The sequence below is a fragment of the Thermomonas sp. genome, assembly GCF_019104945.1.
Lineage (GTDB): Bacteria > Pseudomonadota > Gammaproteobacteria > Xanthomonadales > Xanthomonadaceae > Thermomonas.
Genome location: NZ_JAHRWW010000053.1, coordinates 54,642 through 80,412, shown reverse-complemented (window position 1 = coordinate 80,412; position 25,771 = coordinate 54,642). Strand labels below are relative to the sequence as shown.

The window sequence follows — 25,771 nt, the reverse complement described above, 5'->3', positions numbered from 1 at the left end:
GCGCGCGCCAAGAACGTGGGCGCACGCGTTTACGGCTGCGCGAGGGCGCAACCGTTAACGGCGATAGATGGGATCAAATAAGTAGCAGCGCTGCAGGGTGCAGCGTTGGCCGGTTCCAAGGAATGGGCGGGGGGGTGTCTGTCTGCACTACAACCGCAGGTGATGGCGGCAGCAGCGCTGCGGTCAGTGCGGGCACCAGTGCGGGGAGTGCGAGGAATGCAGGAATACGCACGACATCGGAGCTGGGCGCACCTTGGTCGCAATGCGCAGCGCACAGTGAGTTGTCGATAGGGGCAGGCGGTGCGGTGTCGCTGCAGTGCTCCATATGCCCCTGCATCGCGACTGTTTGTGCGACTGGTGCAGGCAGTTGCTGCGCGTGGGTACATAGCGCATGCCAAGCCATCACCGTTTGCGACCACAGCAGCAACAGCATCGCCACGAGGGCGATGCGTTGGTGTAAGCGGCGGCGCAAATAACGGAGCATGGCGGCGATAGTACCCGAGTCCGCGCAAGTTGCGAACAACCTTCCTTGCGCGGAAGGTTGCGCTTAGGCTTTGGACTTCGCCAGTGCCAGCCACGTATCGACAACGGTATCGGGGTTGAGCGATACCGATTCAATCCCTTGTTCCATCAGCCACTGTGCCAGATCCGGGTGGTCGGACGGACCTTGGCCGCAGATGCCGACGTACTTACCCTTGGCGCGCGCAGCAGAAATAGCCATCGACAGCATTTTCTTGACCGCAGGGTTGCGCTCATCGAACAGCCCGGCCACGATGGCCGAATCGCGATCAAGCCCAAGCGTGAGCTGAGTCATATCGTTGGAGCCGATCGAGAAGCCGTCGAAGATATCAAGGAATTCATCGGCCAGCAGCGCGTTAGACGGAACCTCGCACATCATGATGATCTTCAGGCCATGCTCGCCCTGCACCAAACCGTTTTCGCGCAGCACGTCGATCACGGCTTGACCTTCGTCCAAGGTGCGCACAAACGGGATCATCACCCAGATGTTGCCTAGGCCCATTGCTTCACGCGCGCGCTTCACTGCCACGCATTCCAGTGCAAAAGCTTCCTTGAAGCTGGGGTCGATATAACGCGACGCGCCACGGAAGCCGATCATCGGGTTTTCTTCGTGCGGTTCGTACTTGGAGCCGCCCAGAAGGTTGGCATATTCGTTGGATTTGAAATCCGATAGGCGCACGATCACCGGCTTCGGATACACCGACGCCGCAATCGTGGCGATGCCTTCCTTCAGACGCTCGATGTAGAACTCCACCGGCGAAGCGTAGCCTGCGATACGCGCATCGATCTTGGCCTTGGTAGCGGCGTCTTGCTTGTCGTATTCCAGCAGCGCCTTGGGGTGCACGCCAATATGGCTGGCGATGATCATTTCCAAACGTGCCAAGCCAATACCCGCGTTCGGCAGCATGCCGAAGTCAAACGCACGCTCCGGGTTGGCAACGTTCATCATGATCTTCAACGGCGCTGGCGGCATATTGCCAAGGTCGGTGGTGGTGCGCTCGAAGGGCAGGGTACCTGCGTAGATAAAGCCGGTGTCACCCTCGGCGCAGCTCACGGTCACCGGGTCGCCGTCTTTCAGCATGTCAAGCGCGTTGCCGGTGCCCACCACGGCAGGAACCCCTAGCTCACGTGCGATGATCGCTGCGTGGCAGGTGCGGCCACCGCGATTGGTAACGATCGCGGCGCTGCGCTTCATCACCGGCTCCCAATCGGGGTCGGTCATGTCGGCGATCAGCACGTCGCCGGGCTGCACGCGGTTCATATCGTCCAAGCTGCGCACCACACGTGCGATACCGGTACCAATTTTGCTGCCAATCGCGCGGCCTTCCACCAGCACTTCACCGCGCTGTTGCAGGGTATAGCGTTCGATCTGAGTGGCGTGCGCGCGCGACTTCACCGTTTCCGGGCGCGCCTGTAGGATATAGAGCTTGCCGGTGTTACCGTCTTTGCCCCACTCAATATCCATCGGGCGGCCGTAGTGCGCCTCGATCACCAGTGCTTGCTTGGCAAGCTCCTGCACGTCGGCATCGGTAATAGAGAACTGCCCACGTAGTTCGAGCGGCGTTTCTTCGGTGCGCACGCGCTCGCCCGGTACGTTCGAATAGACCATACGCAGCTGCTTGCTGCCAAGGCCGCGGCGCAAGATGGCGGGCTTGCCTTCTTGTAGCGTGGGTTTGAATACATAGAATTCGTCGGGGTTCACCGCGCCTTGCACCACCATCTCGCCGAGGCCAAAGCTCGACGTGACAAACACCACGTCGCGGAAGCCCGATTCGGTATCGAGGGTGAACAACACGCCGGAGCTGCCTACGTCCGAACGCACCATTAGCTGTACGCCAGCAGACAGGAAGACGTCTTCATGGGCGAAGCCGTGGTGCACGCGGTAGGCAATGGCACGGTCGTTATAGAGGCTGGCGAAGACTTCCTTGACCTTGTGCACCACATCGTCGGCACCGGTCACATTAAGGAAGGTTTCCTGCTGGCCCGCAAAGCTCGCATCGGGGAGGTCTTCAGCGGTGGCTGAAGAGCGTACTGCTACGGCGATATCCGCCGCGCCCGCGTCAGCGCAAAGCTTGGCGTAAGCACTGCGAATATCCGCATCAAGATCAGGCTGCAGCGGTGCATCGATCACCCAGCTGCGAATTTCTGCGCCTGCTTTCGTCAACGCTGGCACGTTTTCCACATCTACCGTGGCGAGCTTGTCGTAGATGCGCGCATGCAAATTGTTGTGTGCGATAAACGCCTTGAACGCATCGGCTGTGGTGGCATAGCCGCCTGGTACCGAAACGCCGAGCCCAGATAGCTGGCCGATCATTTCGCCGAGTGAGGAATTCTTGCCACCGACTTGGGCAAGGTCGGTAAGGCGCAGGTCGTGCAACCAAAGGATATTGGCAGTCAAGGCAGGCTCCGAGGAGAAAAACAGCGCGGGGGCGCGGAAGTTCGCTATTTTAACCCGACCCGGACTGAAGGAACCCCCATGGACGCTGTTCGCCCCGTTTTTTACGTCTCTGATGGCACAGGGATTACTGCCGAAACGATCGGTCATAGCCTGCTGACGCAGTTCAGCGGCGTGCGTTTTGTTTCGGAGCGCCTACCATTCGTCGATACTCAAGACAAAGCCCGCGAAGCCGCGAAACGCATTACGCTTGCAGGAACAAACGCAGGTGTGCGCCCTGTGGTGGTCAATTCCTGCGTGGATCCCGAGCTAAATCGCATTTTGGCGGAAAGTGGCGCACTGATGCTGGACGTGTTTGCGCCATTTATCGCGCCGTTGGAAGAAGAACTGGGGCATACGCGTAACGCCTATATCGGCCGCGCCCACGGCATCGTCGATTTTGATACCTACCATAAGCGCATCAATGCGATGAACTATGCACTTGCGCACGACGACGGCGTGAAGCCCGATTATTCCGAGGCAGATTTAATCCTTGTCGCCGTATCGCGCGCGGGCAAAACGCCTACCTGTGTGTATTTGGCCCTGCAACACGGCGTGCGCGCGGCCAACTATCCATTAACGCCAGAAGACCTTGAAAGCGAGCGATTGCCGGCCGTGCTGCGTCAGCACCGACACAAGCTATTTGGGTTGACGATCGACCCGATGCGGCTGCACCAAATTCGCCAAGAGCGCCGCCCCAATTCGCGCTATGCGCAACTGGATACCTGTAAGCGGGAAGTGGCGCAAGCCGAAGCGATGCTGCGCCGAGAAGGTGTGGAGATGCTGAGCACCACGCACGCCTCGATTGAGGAAATCTCCAGCCGGGTGATGGAACACCTCGGCATTGCGCGCGAAATGTTTTAACGCATCGACTTTTTCAGCTTAGGCCGGCCTAACGCGGGCGTCAATGCTGCCGCGCACGCGTTTGCACGTGTACGATCAGGCCATGAGCCTTGCCCTTGTTAAACGTGAAAAATTGCCCTCGATCAGCCGTTTTGGCTGGTTGATGGGCTTGTATGCAGAAAATTTTCTGCGCCTGCAGCGCTTGTTTGAAGTAGCAGAGCTTGGCTGCGGACGCTACGTCTCATCCGTAGGGGATGGGCTGGACGTGCATATCGATATTGTCGAACAGCACGCCTATACCACTGAGCTGCGCATGAGTTATGGCCTGATCGACCCGCAAACAGGATTGGCCGACCCGTCGGCCAGCGTGCGGCTGTACCGCGACGCGCGGCAAGTGGAAGCCACACACTGTTATGCGGGGCGGCGTTGGCAGGACGTGATCGGCATGTATCCGCCGCCACAACGCGTGCTCAATCACCGTTTGCGGATGAATACCTTCCTTGGTAAATGGCTGCAATATCTCGCGGAGCAGGGGCATGGCGTGGCAACGCTGAAAGAAAATTTTCAAAAAAGTGAAAACAACGCTTGACGGAACTTCATTTTGGCCCCAGAATGCGCGCTCTCCAGATTCATGGGGCCATAGCTCAGCTGGGAGAGCGCCTGCATGGCATGCAGGAGGTCAGCGGTTCGATCCCGCTTGGCTCCACCATTTACAACTTGTTTTCGGTTTTGTCCCCATCGTCTAGAGGCCTAGGACATTACCCTTTCACGGTAGCGACCGGGGTTCGAATCCCCGTGGGGACGCCACTTCGAAACCGAAATCAAGTCGCATTATTCAATGGCTACCGCAAGGTAGCCATTTTTTTTGGTGCGTACTTTAACGCCGCTGTTGCTTGCGCTGCACATACCACTGCATTGGCCGCTCTGCCCACGACTCCAATTTGCCGCGCAGGCCGGGAGCGGGGGGCGGCAGGGTGTGCAGGTCCACCTCACCACCGTCGGCACGATACATCTGCGCAAAGAGATCCAGCACCTTTTGCCGCACCATGCCGCGCAGAGGGACATGGCTCATCATGCCGTAGGTAGCGGCGCTGCCGCTGTTCGCAAGCTCGGGGTGTGCACGCACAGCGGCCACGGATTCAGCCAAGTCGTGTAGGTATTCATCCACCACGTTCAAATGCTTGGCGGTGATCATTGCGTGCAAACCATCCGGGTTTTGCAGCCGGTTGACACTCCAACCGCGGGCTTCCATTTGATCGCCCACGGCAAAAATATTGAGCCTGCGATCCGTCGCCGCGTAGGCCAATAGAGGGCCGCAGGGAGCGCCCAATACGCGCAAACCATCAATGGCGCGAACACCATCACGCATGCGTTCAAACGCCCGCTGTGTGCACGCGGCAAGTTCGCGGTAACCATCCACGCCAAAGTGCTGCATCGCGGCCCACGCAGCCGCGTAGGCGCCACCGGGGCGGGTGCCTAATAGAGCAGCAGAGGCAAATACGCCGCCCGGCCAGTCTTGGTCAACAAACATTTGCTGCTTGAGCAAATCAAGATGGCGATAGGTAATAGTCGAGGCGCCTTTGGCTGCATAGCCATATTTATGAATATCCGCCGAAATACTGGTAACGCCGGGGACGCTGTAATCCCAGCGCGGTAGCGGCACACCGTTGAGCGCCATAAATGGCAGGATAAACCCGCCCACGCAAGCATCAACGTGCATGGGAATGTTGTGTAGCGCGGCGATCTTCGCCATGTGCTCGATTGGGTCGATGGTGCCGTGGGGGTAGGCGGGTGCAGAGCCAAGCACCATGATCGTATTACGGTTGAGCAGCCGGAGTAGTTTCGACGCATCGGCGCGCAGGTCTTGATCGAGCGGCAGCTTACGAATTTTGACGCCGAAGTATTCTGACGCTTTGCCCCAAGCCACATGCGCCGTTGTGGGAAGTACCATTTCGGGTCTGCGAACGCCGCGTTTACGCGCAAGATCGCGGTAGGTCTTGACCGCCAATAAACAGCTTTCGGTGCCGCCCGAGGTGACCACGCCGCAGACAGTGTCCGGGCCGTGGTGCAGTTTGCCCACGCTGCTAATAATCTCGGTTTCCATGCGTTTCAGGCTTTTGAACACGGATGGGTTCAACCCGTTGGCGCTTGAAAACTGCCGGTAGGCTTGACCTAGAAAATCATCGTGGGCTTCGTCTAAGTAATAGACCAAGCTCCATAGCTTGCTATGTTTGTAGTCTGGATCGTCACTGGAAAACGCCTGCAGCGCTTTCAGTACATCTGCGTGGCTACGGCCATGTTCTGGCAAGCCAGAGACTGGCTTCATTGACGCCCCCTTCGTTTTCTCCGCCTCCACCACCATAGCACTGAAGCCAGTGCAATGCCGCCTAGCAAATACCACTGCGCACCATGCAGATAGCCTTGCAGCACTTGCCAGCGCCCGCCAACGTAGCGCACGCCATAGACGAGAAGTGGCAGCTCAATCAGCGCGGCCACGCCGTCGTATAGGAAAAGGTCGCGATAGCGCATCCGTAGGCTGCCAGCGGCAAAGAAGAGTGCGGTACGTATGCCGGGAATAAATCGAACGAAAAACAAAAACGCCGCGCCGCGCCGCCGTAGTACATGCTGCATTACCTGCAGCTTATGTGGGCTTACGATGCGGGCCATAAAGGGTTTTTCTAAAAGCTTCGCGCCAAACCGATGCCCCCAATGAAAGATCAGGGCATCGCCGCAGAGTAGGCCACACCACGCCGTTGCGATCAATGGAATAGGCTCCATTGTGCCGTGTAGGGTAAGCGCGCTGGCGGTGAGCAGCACGATGTCTTCGTTGACAGGCAGGCCAACGCCGCAGCCGGCCAAAACGGCAAACAGCAGTAGATAGGCGGGCGGCCCTTGCAGTGTTTCCAGTAAGACTAAAAAAGATTCGAACACGAATTAAAACGAGCTAATAGGGTTCGTAGAGGTTAACGCAGGATGCTCGGCCTTGGGTTTGTCGAGGTGGTAGCCCTGCAGCATATCCACCCCCATATCGCGCAGCATCAACATGGTGCGGCCGTCTTCTACAAATTCGGCCACGGTTTTTTTACCCATGCCGCGCGCCACATCGATGATGGCACGCACGAACACTTGGTTGTCACGGTCGCTTGGTAGATCGCGGATAAACATGCCATCAATCTTGAGTACGTCGGCTTTCACGTGCTTGAGGTAGGCGAACGAAGAAAAGCCCGTACCGAAGTCGTCGAGGCAGAGCGTGCAGCCGGTTTTGCGTAGTGCATCAATGAAGCGCGAGGCGTCACCGATATCAGAAATAGCCGAAGTCTCGGTAAGTTCAACCAACAGGCGCTTGGGTGAAACGTGCTGATCGTGCAGCTGTTTCGCAATATAAGCGGGCAGATCTGGATCATCAAACGAACGCCCCGAGACATTGATCGCAATCGCGCTCAGATGCGGGTGCAGGGCCAACGTGCGGATTGATTCGCGAATCACCCAGCGGTCAATATCAAGAATTTTTCCGCTTTTTTCCGCGTGCGGAATAAATTGCCCGGGCAAGAAGACGTTTCCTGGGGTGGATTCATCCTCCATACGGATCAAGGCTTCAAGGTGTGCAAGGTGGCCGTTGCTGGCGAGATAAATACCTTGATAGTGCAAGTGAAAGAGGCCGCGCGCCAACGCGCGGTTGATGCGCTCATTCCAAGTAATGCGGGTGAGTGTTTCTTGTGACACATCGCGGTCTTGGCGATAAATGCTCCAGCGATTTTTGCCCATGCGCTTGGCCTGATACATCGCAGTATCGGCATGGGAAACAAGATCATCGGCACTGTTGGCGTGCGCGGGATAACAGGCAATCCCAAGGCTGGTGGTCATACGCAGCACTTTGTCGTCTATTTGTAGCGGCGCTTGGGCGATGCGGGATACCAGACGTTCGGCCAAATGCTGTGCGGTTTTTTGCGCGGCATCGGGCATAAAGACGGCAAACTCATCCCCCCCTAAACGGCAGAGGGTAGCGTCGTCTGGAACGAGGGAGCGCAATTCTGCGGCCACACGGCTAAGGACAGCATCGCCGCAGCGGTGGCCATGGGTGTCGTTGATGAATTTGAATTCGTCGAGGTCGAAAAACAGCAGGCAGGCTTGGTCGTAGTTAGGGTTGGCACTGCGGAAAAACTTGGCAAGCTCATCTTCAAATTTACGGCGGTTATACAGGCCGGTTAGCGCGTCATGCTCGGCGATTCGCACCAATTGCTGCGCCACCTGCCGATCATGGGTCACATCTTCCTGCGCCCACAGCCTGCCAACCAAACGGCCTTGTGCGTCGTTGACGGGGTAGGAGTTATGCAAAATGATGCGCCCGTCGAGGCGATGAATTTCGACGTGTACAATTTGAGTGGGTGTTTTGGCAACGCGCTCTTTGATGTCCAGCAAACTTTGTGGATCAACCAGCAGTGGGATAATTCTCTTCAGCCCTTCACCGGCATTGCTGCCAATGATGTCTTTGGGCTCGGTGTAGTCCCACATTTTCAAGAAGGCTGCATTGCAATACACCACCCGGTTTTCGTTATTGACGAAAAGAATGCTTTGCTTCATCGCGCCAAGAAGAGAATGCAGGCGGGCACTTTCTTCTTCTAAGCGTCGCATGAAGGTAAGACGTTCGCTAATTTCTCCCTGTAGCGCCTGTGCGTGGGCGTTCTGCAAAGCGTGTTGATGGCCCAACTCACTCACCATCGCGTTAAAGGCGAGGGCAAGCCGACCGAGCTCGTCATCGTGGCGCATCGCAATAGGTTGCGGGGTTGTGCCTTGCCCAAAGGTATCCACCGCTTCGGTGAGACGTTTCAGCGGTGTGGCCACAAAGTGATACACACGGCGGCGCAGCAGCCAAATGGCCGGCAGTAAAATAAGAATGCCCACCGCAATAAACGCAGCCAAACCGATAGCCAGCCATGTGTTGATACGTGCCTGCGGAAACAGATACACCTGAAACCAGCCGGGGCCTTGGATCGGTGCCCACGCCACCCAAAAACTGCCGTCGGGCGTGCGGCTTGCGCCGCTGTGGCCGTTGGCGTGGGCCAGCATCTGATGCACCTGAGCCAGTACCGGGTCGTTGGTGGCATCTACTTTGAGCTGCCCGTTGGCCGCTTCGATACGTTTGCGCAGGTCGGGGTGAGCGATGAGATCCCCTGCTGCACTCATAATCAGGCGGGTGCCGTTACTACGGTTTTTATCAATAACGCTATCAATCAGCTCTTGTACGGAAAGGTCGTGGCCAACGGTGCCCACCCATTGGCCTTGCCAGTCCAGTGGTTTGATCACCGAGACCATCCACGTATTGGCTTGCTTGTCTAAATAGACGGGTGTCCAGAACACTTTGCGAATGGGGTTGTTGCGCGGTTCCGACCCCTGCATGGTGGGGTAGCCGGTATTGGTGTAGTCGGCATCGGCGCTGCTGGCCCAGTCGTGCCCGCGCGAGTACACCATCAGGCCGTCTTCAACAAAATCCATATAGACCGAATAAAACGGCGGGTCCAAGGCCGGGCCTTGTTCACGCAGCAGGTCGTAGCTCATCACCGCGCGCATTTTGGCCGAGTCGGTGAGCCCGCGTGGAGGCTGGTGCAGGTACAGCGTGGGCGCGTGTTCGGCATCGACTAGCTCTGGGCGCAGCCGCCACAAGCCGTCAGGGCTGCGCGCGAAGAGGTAATTAAAGCGCGCGATCGTGGTGTCGTGATCGCTTGCGTCGAGGCGTTTCAAGAGCACGTCGCGCAGGCGTTTTACGCTGGCTTCGGCCTGCAGGAATAGGCCGTCTGACGCATCGGCGCGCAGTTCGATGGCTTGCTGCATCAGCAGCGGCACAATGCGATTGGCGGTGAGTGTCATCGTTAAATACGCAAGCGCCGCCAGCAAGAGCAGCAGGGCGATGAAAAGCCCCCATATGCTCTTTACGAGTCGATGGATCAACGATGCTGGACGTTGGCGGTACGGCAAACGGAACCCTCTTCCAGAGGAAAACGGCAGCCACCCATAGGAACATCAAGTGGTGAAAGATGCTTACATACTATGACTTTTGGTGATTCACAATAGGCGCACTAAGCGGCATGCTTCCATAAGGTATTTCAATTGCCTGTTTTGGAGACGAAATAGTGATGAGCCATAGTGAACACCCCTTCGATGCTGCGGATCTAGACTTTTCGCCTGCCCAGATGGCTAGCATGGGGGAAGATGTCCTGCGTCGCATCGTGGCCCATCTGCAGGCGCTACCGGAAACCCCTTCGCGCGGTACCTTAGAGGGCTGCGCCGATCTTTGCCGCAGCCTGCGCGAACCAACACCCGAGCAGGGGGCTGAGTTAGACGCGCTGCTTTCCCCTCTATTTGAAGAGTGGATTCCACGCTCGTTCAACACCCCGCACCCAGGGTATCTTGCCTATATTCCCGGTGGCGGCCTGTACCCTGCGGCCTTGGCTGATTTTATTAGTGCGACCACCAACCGCTATACCGGTATTTGGGACGCCGCGCCTGCCTTGGTGCAGCTGGAAGCCAATACGCTGGATTGGCTGCGCGACTGGATGCAGTTCCCTGACACGACGCGCGGCCTTTACACCACGGGCGGCTCAATGGCGATGTTCAACGCGATTGCCTGCGCGCGGGAGAAATTGCTGGGGCACAATATTCGTTCTGGCACGCTGTATGTTTCAACACAGTCGCACCACTGCATTGAAAAAGCCGCCAAGCTGGCTGGCATTGCGCATGATCGGGTGCGCGAAATCGATGTGGATGCGCACTACCGTATGCGGGTGGATGTGCTGCAGCAGCAGATCGCGGCCGACCGCGCAGCGGGCTTGAAGCCGTTTATGGTGTTCTCCACCGCAGGCACCACCAATACCGGCGCGGTGGACCCAATGGACGCGGTGGCGAATCTATGTGCGCGTGAGGGGATTTGGCACCATGTCGATGGGGCTTACGGCGCGTTCTTTCACATGGTGCCGGAATTGCGCCCATTGCTCGCTGGGCTGGCGCGTGCCGATTCTTTGACGCTTGACCCGCATAAGGGGCTGTTTATGCCTTATGGCATCGGTGCGCTCTTGGTGCGCGATGGCGAGGCGCTGCGCGCCCTGCATTCTTCAACGGCGGGCTATCTTCCGGATAACCAAAGTGAGTTTTATGACCCCGCGCAGTACGGGCCGAACCTGTCGCGCGGTTTTCCCGGTTTGCGGGTATGGCTATCGGTCAAGCTATTGGGCGCGGCACGTTTCCGCGCGGCGCTGGCTGAAAAACGCACACTGGCGGTGGAAGCGGCAGAAAAGATCGCGCAGATTCCAGGCATCGTGATGGACGCCGAGCCGCAGCTCTCGCTGTTTGCCTTTCATCTGCAAAGTTCTGCACTGACAACGCTTGACGCGCAAAACGCCGCCACGCGTGCGTTGATGGAACGCATTACCCGGCGCGGCAAAGTGATGCTCACGGGCGCGCAAGTGGGTGAGCGCTTCTTGGGCCGCGTCTGCGTGCTGAGCTTCCGTACCCGGCGCGAGGAAATGGATATTTGCGTGCAGCAGATGGCAGAAGAAGCCGCGGCGGTTTTGGCTGAGGCTGCGGCGAAGTAGGGGGTTAGTCGGCCCAACGCTGGCGGATATGCTCCAGTTCTTCGCGCAGCGGCAAAAAGGCGCGAACAAGTGCCGGGTCAAAGTGCTTACCGCTTTGGCTTTCAATGTGCTGCAACGCTTCTTCCACCGGCCATGCCTTTTTATAGGGGCGCACAGAGGTAAGCGCATCAAATACATCGGCCACGGCCACGATGCGTGCCTCTAAGGGGATTGCTTCACCGGAAAGGCCATGCGGATAACCACTGCCATCCCATTTTTCATGGTGGCCAAGCGCCACCGAGCGGGCGAGACTGAGCACATCGGAAGTGTGCTCGCCAATAATTTCAGCCCCAATCTCTGGATGCTTACGCATGGTCTGCCATTCTTCCGGCGTGAGCGGGCCGGGTTTTTGCAAAATGGCGTCGGGAATACCGATCTTGCCCACATCATGCATGGGCGCGGCGTTGAGCAGAGCGTCCGCCCACTCGGCGCTGCAGCCGATAGCCAAGGCAAGGCGCTGCGAAAAATAACTCATGCGCACCACGTGCATGCCGGTTTCGTTGTCTTTGTACTCCGCTGCGCGGCCAAGCTGCTGCACGATCTGCAAGCGCGATTCGCGCAGTTCTTCTGTGCGCACCAGTGAAAGATGCGTGCGCACACGGGCGCGCACCACGGCTGCGTTGATCGGTTTGGTGATGTAGTCCACCGCGCCCACATCGAAGCCGCGGGTTTCATCGGTGGACTCTGCCAGTGCAGTGACAAAAATCACTGGGATATGCGCTGTGGCCGGGTTTTTCTTGAGCTCGGTGCACACGGCGTAGCCGTCCATCTGCGGCATCATCACGTCAAGCAAAACCAGCTGCGGCTTTTGCTCAAGGACCAGCTGCAAAGCGCGCGCACCGTCGGTGGCAAACAGCAGACGGTAATCGTTTTGCAGCACTTGGCGCAGCACCTGCAAGTTGGTGGGCTCATCGTCCACTAACAGAAGACAGGGCTGGCGGGTGGGTTGGTCAGGCGTCATGTGGTTTTGCTGCGTAACTGTTGTTCAAGCAGGTTAAGCCCAGCCTGCGCGTTTTCAAAGTCAAATGTATCTAGGGCCTTTTGCACGCGCTGTAATTGCGGGGAAGAGAGCAGCGTTTCGAGTTCTGTGATCAGGCGATCGGAAAGTTCACCGCGCTGCAGCGTGCTGCGCAGTGCGTGGATCGCTTGGAGTGCGCGCTGACAGGCCTCATCTGATAGTTCAAAGGCCGGCACTGCTGCGTTGGGCGCGTCTTGCAAACTGGTAGGTGTCACTTGCAGTACGGCCTCCCATGCGCGGCACACCGCCTGCAGGGCTGCGGTAAGGTCTCCTGCACTGGAGCTGCGTGCCTGTGTTTCTAGCACGGTGAGCGCATCGTAAAGCGCAGTAAGCCCCAAGTTGCCTGCTGCACCACGCAACCTATGCGCCGCGGCGGCGAGTGCACTGGTATCGGGCTGAAGCGTCGTTAACGAGTGCGAAAGCGCCGCGTTATCGCGCAGGAATTGCGCCAGTGCTGTGCGTAATGCAGGCATTGAGCCCCATAGCTGCAGCCCACGATCCCAGTCGAAGATGGCCGCTTGCGCCGCGCTTGTACTGCCCACACTGGGTAGATGGATACCAAGCACGCGGGCAATTTCGCTTTGTAGTTTGGGAAGGTCTAAGGGCTTATGCGCAAAGCCATCCATTCCTGCAGCAATGGCTAGGCTGCGGTCGTCATCGAGCACGCTCGCGGAAAGGGCAATGATCGGCGTTGCCGCGAGGTTGTTGGATTGTTCAATTTCCCGAATGCGTCGTGCGGTTGCAAACCCATCTAAGCCGGGCATTTGTAAATCCATCAACACGAGGTCAAAGTGCTGTTTTTCAAGTTGCGCGATTGCCTCTGTACCGCTATTGACGGCGGTAAGTTGGTGCCCACCACGCACCAAGGCAAGCTGCAATACTTCTAAGTTAGCGGCCACATCATCTGCCGCCAAGATGCGCAGAGGGGGGAGGGTGAAATGGGCCGCCGGTGCGAGTGGGGCTACGGCCTCCCCTAAGGGAATAGGTAGCTCAAGGAAGAACGTACTGCCTTCCCCAAGTTGGCTTTTCACCGTAATCGTGCCGCCCATCAATTCCACCAGCTGTAGCGCAATGGTGGTGCCAAGGCCCGAGCCGCCGAAGCGCCGTGACGTGGACGCGTCGGCCTGAGCAAACGGCGAAAAGACGCGCGCGACTTGTTCAGGGCTCATGCCAATGCCGGTATCTTGTACCCCCAAAAACAGGCGCTGATCGCGATAGCGCACGCGTAAGGTTACGCTGCCTTCGGCGGTAAATTTCACCGCGTTGCCAATGATATTGGTGAGCACCTGCTGCACGCGCAGGGCGTCACCGCGCAGATAGTCGGGTTCTTCGCTGGGGTAATCCAGTTGCAGTGCCAACCCCTTGCCTGCAGCGGTAATGCGCAAGGTGTCCAAGGTGAGCTGGCAGAGATTGCGCAGGCTGAAGTCCAGCGCTTCCAGTGTCATTGCGCCTTTGTCGAGCTTGGCGGTGTCTAAAATGTCGTTGAGCAAGCGCAGCAGTGAGCGGCTAGCACTTTGCACCGTGCTGAGTTGGCGGCGCTGGGACGAGTTAATGGGGGAATCGAGCAGGGAGTCGGTAAACCCTAAAATGGCATTCATTGGGGTGCGAATTTCATGGCTCATATTGGCCAAGAAGTTGCTGCGTGCGGTGGCGGCTTGTTCGGCGCGATCTTTGGCTTCACGCAAGTCTTCTTCTATCGCTTTGCGCTGCGAGAGGTCGGTGGCAAATTTGATGATTTTGAAGACATTGCCTTCGGGATCCAAAATAGGGTTGTAGCTTGCTTGGATCCAAAGCTTTTGCCCGTTTTTGCCAAGCCGTAGAAATTCGCCCGCTTGGTACTGGCCTTGCAATAAGTGGCTCCAAAATTCGTGGTAGGCCGTGCTCTGTGCTTCTGCATGGGTGCAGAAAATAAAATGTGGCTGGAATTGTATTTCTTCCAGTGAATAGCCGGTAAGCGCCAAGAAATTCTTGTTGGCGTTGATCAAACGCCCCTGTAGGTCAAATTCTGCAATGGCTTCTGAACGGTTCAGTGCTTGCACCGTGCCAATGAACTCTGCATCGCGCTTCTTTATTGCACTGATGTCCAGTAATACACCGTCGATCCAGCGTATCCGGCCTTGATCGTCAAGAACACCGCGCCCATTTTCTGAGATCCAGTGGGTGCTTCGGTCTCGCGCTTGAATGCGATACTCGATGCTATAAGGGGTGTTTTGGGACAGCGCCACCTCCATCTCCCCGGCAATACGCTGAGCGTCGTCTGGGTTCACTAGTTGGCCGAAGTGCACATGCCCCTGCACGAAATCATGGGCGTCCCAGCCCGTGAAGCCTTTGACACCGTCACTGATGTATTCCATCGGCCAAGGGTCTTCGTTACGGCAGCGAAACGCCGCGCCTGGAAGGTTAGACATCAGCGAGCGGAGTTGCTCGCGGTCACGCTGGCGTTCTTCTTCCAGCGCTTTATAGTGCGTCATATCCACCAAAAAGCTGACAAAGCGCGGGGGCGTTTGTGCGTCGTCTGACTCGATACGGCCAAGCGCAAGCCGCATCGGGACGGTGTGCCCCTCTTTATGGCGCATATCGATATCGTGGGTGTCATCCAACCTAGACGGCTGCCCCAACGTATATTTACGTAGCTCACCTCGATGCTGTTGTTTGAATGAATCAGAGACGAGGGTCAGGATGTCTTGCCCGAGTAGCTCGGCCTCGTTCCAACCCAAGATGTGCGCGGTTGCTGGGTTGGCCGACTGAATGATGCCGTATTCGTTGAAGGTGATGATGGCGTCTACTGCGGTGTTGTTGAGTGCGCGCAAGCGCGCTTCATTTTGACGCGAGCGTTCAAGTAGATTGCGGTAACGCAGGCTGGAATTGGTGGCAACCAGAATAAGGCTGAGTGCCACCGTAACGCCGATAATCGCCAGCGCGATCGGGGTCTCCAGCGGGAGTGTTGGGGTGGTGATGTGGATCTGCGTGATGGGTGTGGTAAAACGCAACGCCGCCATACCGGTGTAGTGCATGCCAGCAATGGCCAGCCCCATCACGCTACCTGCCAATATATTGGTGACGGTGCTTCTCAGGTGAAGGTACTTTTCAAGTCCGAAGCGGATCCATAGTGCCAGCATGGCCAGTAGCACCGCCACCACGATGGATAGTGCGAACCCAAACGCGTCGTAACGCATCAGTGGCGCCACGGCAGAAGCCGCCATGCCGATGTAATGCATCGCGCCGATTCCTGCACCGACCAATACACCGCCCGCAAGCAGATGCTTAAACCGAATCTGTTCACGAATCAGCAGGCGCAGTGCTGCCCACGAGGCGGCCAGCCCCGGCACGACAGAAAGTAAAGTGAGCCAAGGAGAAAAGCCGGCGCGCCCGCATAGAGCGAAGGCCAGCATCCCCACATAGTGCATGGTCCAAATACCGCTGCCTAGCGCGAGCGCCCCGGAGGTGAGAGCTAGTTGGCGGTTCCCCGGAAGCGTAGCGCGCCGCGCCAGTGACGCCATATAAAGCGCTACTGCGGCAGCCCCCATAGAAACCAGCAATGAGAGCGCAACCAACCAAGGATTGTGCTGCTGCCACAACATAGGATCGGCGGCGAGTTGCTGGGTAAAGAAGCGCTCAAACATCCAAAAGCCGTTTGATAGGGGGCGACACCTGCGTTATAGCAAAAACGAGCCATGGCGAACCATGTCGGTTCGCCTATACGGGTAGAGGAAAGGCTTTCGACTAGTGGAAGGGCAGCGGTTTATCGTTGCTCAGGGATGGCTGCATATAAAAATCATGCAGGTATTTCTCACCTTCGTCGTCGAAAATGGTGACAATCGTCTTTAATTCCGGAAATTGTGCGCGGATACGCTGTGCGGCAAGTAAATGCGCTCCGGAGCTGGGGCCACAGAGCAGGCCGCGTTCGCGCGCCAGCTTGCGCATTTGCAGCACTGCCTCTTCGCTGGAAACGCTGATGGTGTCTTTCACTAATTCTCTGTGCCGGGCGAAGATGCCGGGAATAAAGCCATCAGAAATGCCTTCGATCTGGTGTAACGCCACTTCGCCGCACAAAATAGTGCGCGACTCTGATGGCTCCATTGCAAACAGCCGCACGTTTGGATTCACCGCACGCAGCGCCTGACCCACGCCAATCAATGTGCCGCCCGTGCCAACGCCGTGCACAAACGCATCCGGCACGCGGCCGCCGAGTTGGGACAAAATCTCCTGCCCCAGCCACGAACGGTTTTCTTCCACATTCCATTCGTTTTCAAACTGACCGGGAAAGAAGAAGCCGGGCTGTTTGCCCAGCTCGCGAGCGCGTTCTAGCGCAGCGTTGACATGAAAGTTGCCGCAGAACAGCACCTCGGCCCCAAAGGCACGCGAGATGGCAACGCGCTCACTCGACAAGCCCTCGGGCATCACCACAATCATGCGGTAGCCCTTCACTGCAGCGACCATCGAAAACGCATTGCCCGTATTGCCACTTGTGGCTTCCACAATCGTGTCGCCGGGCTTGATGAGGCCTTCTTTTTCCGCACGCTCAATGATGTAGTGGGCGATGCGCGCCTTGATCGAGCCAGATGGGTTCAAAAATTCGCACTTTGCAAACACGCCATCGATATCGAGCAGCGGCGTATCACCGATAGCTTCGAGGATGTTTTTGGCGATACCGGTATGGCGGATAGGCATGGATAGGGCTCCAGTAAGGTGCAGAAAGTGTGCTATCGAAAGCACTATCTTCCCCATGACCCATGTCAACGCGGCGCGAAAACGCAAAACGCCCCTTGCGGGGCGTCTGTCGATATTGGATCGCTTGAATTAGCGATGACGGTAGGTAATGCGGCCCTTGGTGAGATCGTAGGGTGTCATTTCAACCTTCACCTTATCGCCAGTCAGGATGCGAATGTAGTTCTTGCGCATGCGGCCAGAGATATGGGCGATGATTTCGTGGCCGTTCTCCAGTTTGACCCGGAACATGGTGTTCGGGAGGGTTTCAGAGATGGTGCCTTCGAATTCGATGACGTCGTCTTTCGCCATGTGTATGCCGCAGCGTTCCTAATGAGGGTGGTGGCCGGTTTTATGGCCTGAAAGTTCGTCATTGTGTCACGAAGTTGGCCTGTTTGCAAAAAACTGGTTAACGCCCCAGTAGGGAAGCGGGGCGATCACCCCAGCGCTGCGTCCATGTGCCGGGTGGCGAGGGTAGATCGCGCTGTTTGGCGAGCGCCTCTAAGTAATGAGGGCGTGCCCAAGTTTCAACGCCTAGCCGCTGCGTATGCGAGTTGGGCACTTGCGAATCAATGATCGGCCAGCCCCAGCCATGCAGGGTGTGCGCGAGCATGGCAAGCGCCAGCGAAGACGCGCCAGATTCGGCCGAATACATACTGTCGCCACAAAACATCTGGCCGAAGGCGAGCCCGATCAAGCCGCCAATCAGGCGATCGTCCGCGAACACTTCGATGCTGTGGGCATAGCCTAATGCGTGCATTTGCCGATACGCCGTGTGCATATCGGCGGTGATCCAAGTGCCTTCATGGCCGGCTCTAGGCGCAGCGCAGCCATCCACCACTTGAGCAAACGCGGTGTCAGCGCGCACTGTCCAGCCACTCGTGCGCAGACGGCGGCGCAGGCGCGTCGACAGGTGAACAGCCTCGGTGCGAAAGACGGCGCGCTTCGCAGGACTCCACCAGAGCAACGGCTCGTCTTCGGAATACCAAGGGAAGATACCGCTGCGGTAGGCGTTCAAAAAGCGCTGGGGCGACAGATCGCCGCCGAGAGCGAGTAGCCCATCTGGCTCGGTTTCCGCTTGGTCAACCGGCGGAAACGGGGCATTCGGGTCGTTGCCAAGAAGAAAAAGCATCTGGCAAGTGTAATGCGCTTAAGCGCTGATCACCTCGGCGTTGCGATGCTTGAGTTGCGGTGTGCGGCTACGGCTGCGGGGCAGCGGAACAATACTCAACACGCTAGACATCACCGTCACCACGCCCTTGGCGGCTTCCGGCTGCTCTAACGCGGCGATAGCCGTGGCTTCGTCCGGCAACTGTGCGCCCCAATAGCCTACCCATGCGTCGCGGGTGCGTTTGGATGCATAGAGCGCGGTGTCGGCCATGCGTAACGCGTAATCCCAACGGTGCGCCGTGGTATTGCTGGCAGGGGCTTCAAAGAAGGGAATGGGGGCTAGCCCAAGCGAAATGGTGACCGCGTGCGGGCCGTTTGCGGTGTTGAGCGTGTAAGCCATTGCTGTGCGCAGGCGGCAGGCGATCTGCTCGGCTTGTTCGCGGGTAAGGTTAGGGCAGGCCACCAAAAACTCTTCACCGCCCCAGCGGGCCACGAGGTCGGTTGGGCGACAGGCGGTTTTCAGGCGTTTGGCCATTTCCACGAGTACCTCGTCACCCGTATGGTGGCCATAGCTATCGTTGATGCGCTTGAAGTGATCAATATCGATTAAGAAAAGCACGTGACGGGTGCCTTCCGGGCCGCGCTGCTGGGTCATTTGGTTCAGCGCTTCAGTGGCAGCATGGCGGTTATTCAGGCCGGTGAGGGCATCGATTTCGCTCAGTTTGCGCAGCTGTAGATGGCGCTTACGCAGCAGCAGGCTAAACCCAGCCGCTGCCGCCAGTAGCAGCGATAGCACGGAAATAATGGCGACGTAAAACAGTCGCTCATTCTCGCTTTTAAGCGCCTGAATCTGGGCTTGATGCTGCGCCTGCTCTAAGCTGCGTTGGCTGGCGATCACCTGATGCTTGGCGTTGAGCGCCGATAAGGCGATTTTGGGGCTCGACAGACGGCTTTGTAAGGCGAGGCACTGGGTGATGCCGCTTTCGCTCAGCACCGGGCTTGCGGGCGACGCAACCGAAATAGGTGCAGGCACCGCTGCAGGCGCTGCGGTGAGGCAGGCCAGTAGCGCGAGTGGCAGAAAGCGGATTGTCTTAAATAGTGGCTTTGGCATGGGGGTTACCTGGGCTTTGCTTCCCCTACGCAATTTCCATGCCAAGCAAGATGACGAAGTTTTGACAGATCGGTGCTAAGAGCGCTCTCTGTTATCCTTTTGAGCTGAAACTTCGCCCGAATGGGCCCGATGGATAAACGATGAACGAACCTGCTTCTCCCCAACCCGTGGATGAAAACCGCCTAATTGCCGAGCGTCGCACCAAATTAGCGACGCTGCGCGAACAGGGCGTGGCCTTCCCGAATGATTTCCGCCGCAGTGAGTTTGCGGGCGATTTGCACGCCGAATATACCGATGTCGAAAAATGGACAGGGGAGGCGTTAGAGGCCAGCGGGCGCAGCGTAGCGATTGCCGGGCGCATTTTGGCGAAACGGGTGATGGGTAAAGCAGCGTTTGCCACTGTGCAGGATATGAGTGGGCGGATTCAGCTGTTTTTGCAAAGCACGACGCTGGGGCCCGCTTACGACGCCTTCAAGAGCTGGGATATTGGCGATATCGTGGCGGCCGAAGGCAGCCTGATGCGCACCAAGACCGGCGAACTGTCGGTGAAGGCAACATCGTTGCGCCTGCTGGTGAAAGCCTTACGCCCGCTGCCGGATAAATTCCATGGCCTTGCTGACGTGGAGCAGCGCTACCGCCAGCGCTATGTCGATTTGATCGTTACGCCGGAAGCGCGTGACGTGTTTATTGCCCGTTCGCGGATTGTTTCCGCGATGCGTCGTTGGCTGGATGGCCGCCGCTTCTTGGAAGTGGAAACACCGATGATGCATTACATCGCCGGTGGTGCCACTGCGCGCCCGTTCACCACGCACCATAATGCACTGGATATCGACTTGTTCCTGCGCGTAGCGCCTGAGCTGTATCTCAAGCGTCTGGTTGTGGGCGGCTTAGAGCGCGTGTACGAGATCAACCGCAACTTCCGCAATGAGGGCGTGTCCACCCGGCACAACCCTGAGTTCACCATGCTGGAACTGTACGAGGCTTATGCCACCTACAACGAGGTAATGGATCTCACCGAAACCATGATGCGCGACGTAGCGCGCGAGGCAATGAACACCACGAATTTCGAGTGGGACGGCCATGCCATTGATCTTGCCCCCGCGTTCCGTCGCTGGAAGCTGGAAGAAGCGGTGCGTGAGTTGAACCCAGAAATCTCGGTGGCCGATTGCCGTGACCGCGAAGCCTTAGCCAAACACGCCGTGCGCCTTGGTATCTACGTCAAGCAGGGCTACGGCTGGGGCAAGCTGCTGCTGGAAATTTTTGAGAAAACCGTGGAAACCGGCCTGATCCAGCCCACCTTCATCACCCACTACCCGGTGGAAGTAAGCCCGCTGGCGCGCGAATCAGATAGCGAACCCGGTATTACCGACCGCTTCGAGCTATTTGTGGGCGGTAAGGAGCTGGCCAACGGCTTCTCCGAGCTCAACGATCCAGAAGACCAAGCCGCACGTTTCAAAGCGCAGGTGGCGGCAAAAGACGCAGGTGATGACGAGGCGATGCACTACGACGCCGACTATATCCGCGCCTTAGAAACCGGCCTTGCGCCCACCGGCGGGCTGGGCATTGGTATCGACCGTTTCGTGATGCTGCTCACCGGCTGCAGCTCGATCCGTGATGTGCTGCTGTTCCCGTATATGCGACCCGAGCATTAGTCCGGGTCGTAATCGAGGTTAAACGAGAGCCAGCGTTCGGCCTGAGCAAGATCAACACCCTTGCGTTTGGCGTAGTCGGCCACTTGTTCTTTGGTGAGCCGTCCAACGACGAAGTATTTGCTCTCCGGGTGGCTGAAATACATCCCCGACACGCTGGAGGCAGGGTACATGGCGAAGTGGTCGGTAAGCTCGACGCCTGCGTTTTTAGTGGAGCTGAGTAGGTCGAAGATCATGCGCTTTTCGCTATGCTCCGGGCAGGCAGGGTAGCCTGGGGCAGGGCGGATGCCTTGATAGGCTTCTGCGATCAACGCGTCGTTGTCCAGTGTTTCATCGGGTACAAAGCCCCAGAACTCTTTACGCACGCGTTGGTGCAGGCGTTCGGCAAAGGCTTCGGCCAAACGGTCGGCTAGTGCCTTGAGCAATATGACGCTGTAGTCGTCGTACTCGGCGCGGAAGCGGTCGATGTGTTCCTCAATGCCAAGCCCAGCGGTAACGGTAAACGCACCCACCCAGTCTTGCTTGCCCGCGTCTTTGGGCGAAATAAAATCGGCCAAGCACAGATTGGGGCGTTCGATAGGTTTGTCGGCCTGCTGGCGCAGGCAGCGCAGCCAGCGGGTTTCACCATCGACGTTGAGTTCAATATCATCACCCACGCTATTGGCGGGCCAGAAGCCGCACACGGCCTTGGCGGTGAGCCATTTTTCATCGACAATTTTTTTCAACATCGCGCGCGCATCGCGGTACAACTCGCTGGCCTGTGGGCCTACCACTTCGTCGGTGAGGATGGCGGGGAACTTGCCCGCAAGCTCCCACGCGTTAAAGAAGGGGCTCCAGTCGATGCAGGCAACGAGCTCTTCCAACGGGTAATTATCGAAGACGTGGATGCCGGGCTGCTTGGGCGCAGGTGGGGTGTAATTGGCCCAGTCGCAGGTGAACTTTTGCGCGCGGGCTTTTTCCAGCGTGACCAGCTTTTTGCCATCACCGCGGTTGCGGTGGCGCTGGCGCACTTCGGCGTAGTCATTGGCGGCCGCCTGCACGAAATCGTCGCGCAGCTCGGGGCTCATCAGTGACTGTGCCACGCCCACGGCGCGCGAAGCGTCTTTCACCCAGATGGTGGGTGATTTGTAGTGCGGGTCAATTTTTAGTGCGGTATGTGCACGCGAAGTGGTGGCTCCGCCAATCAGTAGCGGCATGGTAAAGCCTTGGCGCTGCATCTCTTTGGCGACATGGCTCATTTCTTCCAGCGATGGTGTAATGAGGCCGGAGACGCCGATCATGTCGGCATTCTCGGCAATGGCAGTGTCTAAGATTTTTTGCGAAGGCACCATCACGCCAAGGTCGATCACCTCGAAGTTGTTACAGGCCAGCACCACACCAACGATATTTTTACCGATATCGTGCACGTCGCCCTTCACCGTGGCCATTACGATTTTGCCGTTGCTCTTGCCCACATCGCCAGTGCGCAGCTTTTCTTCTTCGATAAACGGCAGTAGATGTGCCACGGCTTTTTTCATCACGCGCGCCGACTTCACCACCTGAGGCAGGAACATTTTGCCCGCGCCGAATAGGTCGCCGACCACGTTCATGCCGTCCATCAGCGAGCCTTCGATCACGTCTAGCGGCCGTTTGGCGGCAAGCCGCGCTTCTTCGGTATCTTCCACTACGTAGGCGTCGATGCCGTGTACCAGCGCGTGCGAAAGCCGCGCCGCCACTGGTTGTTCACGCCAGCTGAGGTCTTCAACCTTTTTCTCGCCTTTTTTCTTTTTGTAGTTGTCGGCAATTTCCAGCAGGCGCTCGGTGGCATCGCTGCGGCGGTTTAGCACAACGTCTTCTACGCGCTCGCGCAGCACCGGGTCGAGGTTGTCGTAAATTGGTAACGCACCGGCATTGACGATACCCATGTCCATGCCCGCCTTGATGGCGTAGTACAAGAACACGACGTGGATGGCTTGGCGCACCGGCTCATTACCGCGAAAGCTAAAGCTGACGTTGGACACGCCACCGGAGATATGGCTAAACGGGAAGCGTTGACGCAGCTCACGCGCGGCTTCGATGAAATCCACCGCGTAGTTATTGTGTTCTTCAATACCCGTGGCGATGGCGAAGCAGTTGATGTCGAAGATGATGTCTTCCGGTGGGAAGCCAATTTCTTCAGTGAGTAATTTGTACGCGCGCGCACTAATTTCCACCTTGCGCTGTGCGGTATCGGCTTGGCCCACTTCGTCAAACGCCATCACCACTACCGCCGCACCGTAGCGGCGCACAAGACGAGCCTGGCGCAGAAATTCTTCCTCGCCTTCTTTCATCGAGATGGAGTTGACAATGCCTTTGCCCTGCAGGCATTTCAGGCCTGCTTCGATGATCTCCCATTTCGAGGAGTCCACCATCACGGGTACTTTGGCGATATCAGGCTCTGCGGCGATGAGGTTGAGAAATTCCACCATCGCTTTTTTTGAATCCAGCAGACCTTCGTCCATATTGACGTCGATCACCTGCGCGCCATTTTCTACCTGCTGCCGCGCTACCACCACGGCTTCGTCGAGGCGGCCTTCGAGGATCAATTTTTTGAACTGCGCGCTGCCGGTGATATTGGTGCGCTCGCCTACGTTGATGAAGTTCGACTCGGGCGTGATGACCAGCGGCTCAAGCCCAGACAAACGTGTGTAGCGATGGAGTTGGGTGCTCATGCGGCGATCTCCACAACAGGAACGATGCGCGGCGGCAGGCCGTGCATGGCCTCAGCAATGGCGCGGATATGCTCTGGTGTGGTGCCGCAGCAACCACCCACAAGGTTGATCAAGCTACTTTCGGCAAATTCACGCAGTACGCTGGCCATGTCTTCGGGTGTTTCATCGTAGCCACCAAACGCATTAGGCAAACCGGCGTTGGGGTGGCAGCTCACGAAGGTGTCGGCCACTTGTGCGAGCACGTCCACGTGTTGGCGCAGGTCTTTCGCACCCAGCGCGCAGTTCAGGCCAATGCCCAGCGGCTGCACATGGCGCAGGGAATACCAGAATGCTTCGGCAGTTTGCCCCGATAGGGTGCGGCCCGAGGCATCGGTAATGGTGCCGGAAATCATCACTGGCAGGCGCGCACCGATTTCGTCGAATACGTCGTCGATGGCAAATAGCGCAGCCTTGGCGTTGAGTGTATCGAACACGGTTTCTACCATCAGCACGTCAGCGCCGCCTTCAATCAATCCGCGCGCGGCTTCACGGTAGGCTTCCGCTAGCTCGTCGAAGGTGATGGCGCGAAAACCAGGGCGGTTGACGTCTGGCGAGAGTGAGGCCGTGCGGCTGGTGGGGCCAAGCACGCCGATGACAAAGCGCGGCTTGGTAGGATCATTGGCTTCAACCGCATCGCACTCTGCGCGCGCCAAACGCGCGCCTTCACGATTCAGCTCGCGCACTAAATGCTGCAGGCGGTAGTCGGCAAGCGAAATGGAGGTGGAATTGAATGTGTTGGTTTCCACCAAATCTGCACCGGCTTCTAAATAGCCGCGATGGATGCCAGAGATAATTTCGGGGCGGGTGAGCGAAAGCAAGTCGTTGTTGCCGCGCTGGTCGTGGCCTTCGCAGCCACAGCCGGGGCCGTGGGCGTGACCATCGTTTGCGAACAGGGCATCGTAGCCTTCGGCAAAACGCTGGCCGCGATAGTCGGCTTCCTGCAGCTCATGGCGCTGGATCATGGTGCCCATCGCACCATCGATAATGAGGATGCGCTGGGTCAGCGCAGACTGCAGCGCAGCAACGCGTGCGGGGTTTTTCCAAACGAGCGACATAGCAAAATCCTTACGGTTTAACGCCGGTGAGGGAGATCACCTCAAAATGCGGAGGACGACGCTCGCGCGTCACGGTTTCGCAATTAGCGATATTTAGCCCTGCTTTTTCCGCAAACTTGCGCAGTTCTTTTTCACTAAAGCCTAGGTTGACGTGACCATACGCCTCTACCGCGCTGCGGTGTTCGTGCTTGGCGAGACTTGAGAGCAGCAGGCGGCCACCAGAACGCAGCACACGCGCGGCTTCGGCCACGGCCTGCGCGGGTTTGCTGGCATAAGTCAGCGCGTGCATCAGCACCACAAGGTCGAAACTATTGTCGTCAAAGGGCAGTGCATGCATATCGCCTTCACGCACTTCTACATTGTTGAAGCGGCGCAAGCGTTCGCTGGCCGCAGCCACCACGCGTTGGCTGGAATCAATGCAGACATAACGCTGCGCATGCGGGCTGAGCAATTCCGCCAGCACGCCATCGCCTGAGGCAATGTCTAATACGTCTCCCGGCCACAGTAAGGGCAGGGCGGTGCGCGCTAGGGCCTCCCAAGTGCGCCCCGGCGAGTAGTGGCGCTCCATATCGCCAGCTACGCTATCGGCCCAGTTTTGATCTGCGGCGCGGTTGGCCAGCACGCTGGGAACGCGCTCAGCGTCTTGGCGTAGTAGTGGATCATCACTACCGGTGCGAATGGAATGCCATAATTGCCGCTGGGCGGGTTCAATACTGGTATCGTCGAAGCGGTAATAGGCGGAAACCCCCGCGCGCCGGTCGCGCACGAGGCCTGCTTCTTTCAGTTTGGCCAGATGTGTGGACACGCGTGGCTGTGCCAGCTGGGTGATAGACGAAAGCTCTGCAACGGTGAGCTCTTCGCCTTCCAGTAGCGCCAACAAGCGCACACGTGTCGCGTCGGCAAACACTTTAAGTTGCAAAGACCAGCCTTCAAGATCCATATATCTTTCCATCGCGATTTAGAGATAATTC

General features: G+C 57.8%; 18 protein-coding genes and 2 tRNA genes. 6 read left to right on the top strand and 14 right to left on the bottom strand.

Going from position 1 to position 25,771, the window contains the following annotated elements:
* Nucleotides 1-73 precede the first annotated feature (73 nt).
* The gene (locus KUL77_RS12335; protein WP_297147710.1) at nucleotides 74-484 is read right to left on the bottom strand and encodes a hypothetical protein; all 411 of its coding nucleotides are present in this window, start codon (nucleotides 482-484) and stop codon (nucleotides 74-76) included.
* 63 nt (nucleotides 485-547) lie between these two features.
* A complete protein-coding gene (ppsA, locus tag KUL77_RS12330) occupies nucleotides 548-2,917 on the bottom strand; it encodes a phosphoenolpyruvate synthase (RefSeq protein ID WP_297147706.1) in 2,370 nt (789 codons plus the stop codon).
* A gap of 78 nt (nucleotides 2,918-2,995) precedes the next feature.
* Here ppsA and KUL77_RS12325 point away from each other — a divergent pair, with 78 nt between their 5' ends.
* The 4 genes from KUL77_RS12325 to KUL77_RS12310 all read left to right on the top strand — a co-directional run bounded on the left by KUL77_RS12325 (nucleotide 2,996) and on the right by KUL77_RS12310 (nucleotide 4,603).
* On the top strand, nucleotides 2,996-3,817 hold the full coding sequence (locus KUL77_RS12325; RefSeq protein ID WP_297147703.1) for a pyruvate, water dikinase regulatory protein: 822 nt from the start codon (nucleotides 2,996-2,998) through the stop codon (nucleotides 3,815-3,817).
* 82 nt (nucleotides 3,818-3,899) lie between these two features.
* Nucleotides 3,900-4,385 (top strand): DUF1249 domain-containing protein, encoded by a 486-nt coding sequence (locus tag KUL77_RS12320; RefSeq protein WP_297147700.1) that lies wholly within the window; start codon nucleotides 3,900-3,902, stop codon nucleotides 4,383-4,385.
* 44 nt (nucleotides 4,386-4,429) lie between these two features.
* A tRNA-Ala gene (locus KUL77_RS12315) sits at nucleotides 4,430-4,505 on the top strand.
* A 22-nt stretch (nucleotides 4,506-4,527) separates the two neighbouring features.
* Nucleotides 4,528-4,603 (top strand) — tRNA-Glu (locus KUL77_RS12310).
* Between the two features lie 70 nt (nucleotides 4,604-4,673).
* Here the strand turns inward: KUL77_RS12310 and KUL77_RS12305 are convergent.
* Genes KUL77_RS12305 through KUL77_RS12295 form a run of 3 tightly spaced genes read right to left on the bottom strand, consistent with a single transcriptional unit; the run spans nucleotide 4,674 to nucleotide 9,742 of the window.
* Nucleotides 4,674-6,122, bottom strand: coding sequence for an aminotransferase class V-fold PLP-dependent enzyme (locus KUL77_RS12305; protein ID WP_297147697.1), 1,449 nt, complete (start codon nucleotides 6,120-6,122; stop codon nucleotides 4,674-4,676).
* Nucleotides 6,119-6,727 (bottom strand): DedA family protein, encoded by a 609-nt coding sequence (locus KUL77_RS12300; RefSeq protein WP_297147695.1) that lies wholly within the window; start codon nucleotides 6,725-6,727, stop codon nucleotides 6,119-6,121. The genes KUL77_RS12305 and KUL77_RS12300 overlap by 4 nt, the downstream gene beginning before the upstream one ends.
* A 3-nt stretch (nucleotides 6,728-6,730) precedes the next feature.
* Complete coding sequence (locus tag KUL77_RS12295) at nucleotides 6,731-9,742, bottom strand: EAL domain-containing protein (protein WP_297147692.1); 3,012 nt, start codon at nucleotides 9,740-9,742, stop codon at nucleotides 6,731-6,733.
* Between the two features lie 185 nt (nucleotides 9,743-9,927).
* On the opposite strand from KUL77_RS12295, the gene KUL77_RS12290 reads away from it, so the two are divergent.
* The gene (locus KUL77_RS12290; RefSeq protein WP_297147687.1) at nucleotides 9,928-11,382 is read left to right on the top strand and encodes an aminotransferase class V-fold PLP-dependent enzyme; all 1,455 of its coding nucleotides are present in this window, start codon (nucleotides 9,928-9,930) and stop codon (nucleotides 11,380-11,382) included.
* A gap of 4 nt (nucleotides 11,383-11,386) precedes the next feature.
* Here the strand turns inward: KUL77_RS12290 and KUL77_RS12285 are convergent, their stop codons facing one another.
* The 6 genes from KUL77_RS12285 to KUL77_RS12260 form a co-directional block, all read right to left on the bottom strand.
* On the bottom strand, nucleotides 11,387-12,382 hold the full coding sequence (locus KUL77_RS12285) for a two-component system response regulator (protein WP_297147685.1): 996 nt from the start codon (nucleotides 12,380-12,382) through the stop codon (nucleotides 11,387-11,389).
* Entirely contained in the window at nucleotides 12,379-16,062 is a 3,684-nt protein-coding gene (locus KUL77_RS12280; protein ID WP_297147682.1) for an MHYT domain-containing protein, read from the bottom strand. Before KUL77_RS12280 ends, KUL77_RS12285 begins: the two co-directional genes overlap by 4 nt.
* A gap of 100 nt (nucleotides 16,063-16,162) precedes the next feature.
* Nucleotides 16,163-17,110, bottom strand: coding sequence for a cysteine synthase family protein (locus tag KUL77_RS12275; RefSeq protein WP_297147680.1), 948 nt, complete (start codon nucleotides 17,108-17,110; stop codon nucleotides 16,163-16,165).
* Between the two features lie 129 nt (nucleotides 17,111-17,239).
* Complete coding sequence (gene infA, locus KUL77_RS12270; RefSeq protein ID WP_143878402.1) at nucleotides 17,240-17,458, bottom strand: translation initiation factor IF-1; 219 nt, start codon at nucleotides 17,456-17,458, stop codon at nucleotides 17,240-17,242.
* A gap of 97 nt (nucleotides 17,459-17,555) precedes the next feature.
* Nucleotides 17,556-18,278 (bottom strand): leucyl/phenylalanyl-tRNA--protein transferase, encoded by a 723-nt coding sequence (gene aat / locus KUL77_RS12265; RefSeq protein ID WP_297147668.1) that lies wholly within the window; start codon nucleotides 18,276-18,278, stop codon nucleotides 17,556-17,558.
* 18 nt (nucleotides 18,279-18,296) lie between these two features.
* Nucleotides 18,297-19,367, bottom strand: a complete 1,071-nt coding sequence (locus KUL77_RS12260; protein WP_297147665.1) for a GGDEF domain-containing protein — start codon at nucleotides 19,365-19,367, stop codon at nucleotides 18,297-18,299.
* A 140-nt stretch (nucleotides 19,368-19,507) separates the two neighbouring features.
* Between KUL77_RS12260 and lysS the strand changes: the two genes are divergently transcribed.
* The gene (gene lysS / locus KUL77_RS12255; protein WP_297147664.1) at nucleotides 19,508-21,019 is read left to right on the top strand and encodes a lysine--tRNA ligase; all 1,512 of its coding nucleotides are present in this window, start codon (nucleotides 19,508-19,510) and stop codon (nucleotides 21,017-21,019) included.
* Here the strand turns inward: lysS and metH are convergent.
* The 3 genes from metH to KUL77_RS12240 are packed head-to-tail and all read right to left on the bottom strand — an operon-like array spanning nucleotide 21,016 to nucleotide 25,740.
* Entirely contained in the window at nucleotides 21,016-23,706 is a 2,691-nt protein-coding gene (gene metH / locus KUL77_RS12250) for a methionine synthase (RefSeq protein ID WP_297147662.1), read from the bottom strand. The two genes, lysS and metH, sit on opposite strands and share 4 nt — an antisense overlap.
* Nucleotides 23,703-24,800 (bottom strand): homocysteine S-methyltransferase family protein, encoded by a 1,098-nt coding sequence (locus KUL77_RS12245; RefSeq protein ID WP_297147659.1) that lies wholly within the window; start codon nucleotides 24,798-24,800, stop codon nucleotides 23,703-23,705. Before KUL77_RS12245 ends, metH begins: the two co-directional genes overlap by 4 nt.
* A 10-nt stretch (nucleotides 24,801-24,810) precedes the next feature.
* Complete coding sequence (locus KUL77_RS12240) at nucleotides 24,811-25,740, bottom strand: metalloregulator ArsR/SmtB family transcription factor (protein WP_297147657.1); 930 nt, start codon at nucleotides 25,738-25,740, stop codon at nucleotides 24,811-24,813.
* Nucleotides 25,741-25,771 lie beyond the last annotated feature (31 nt).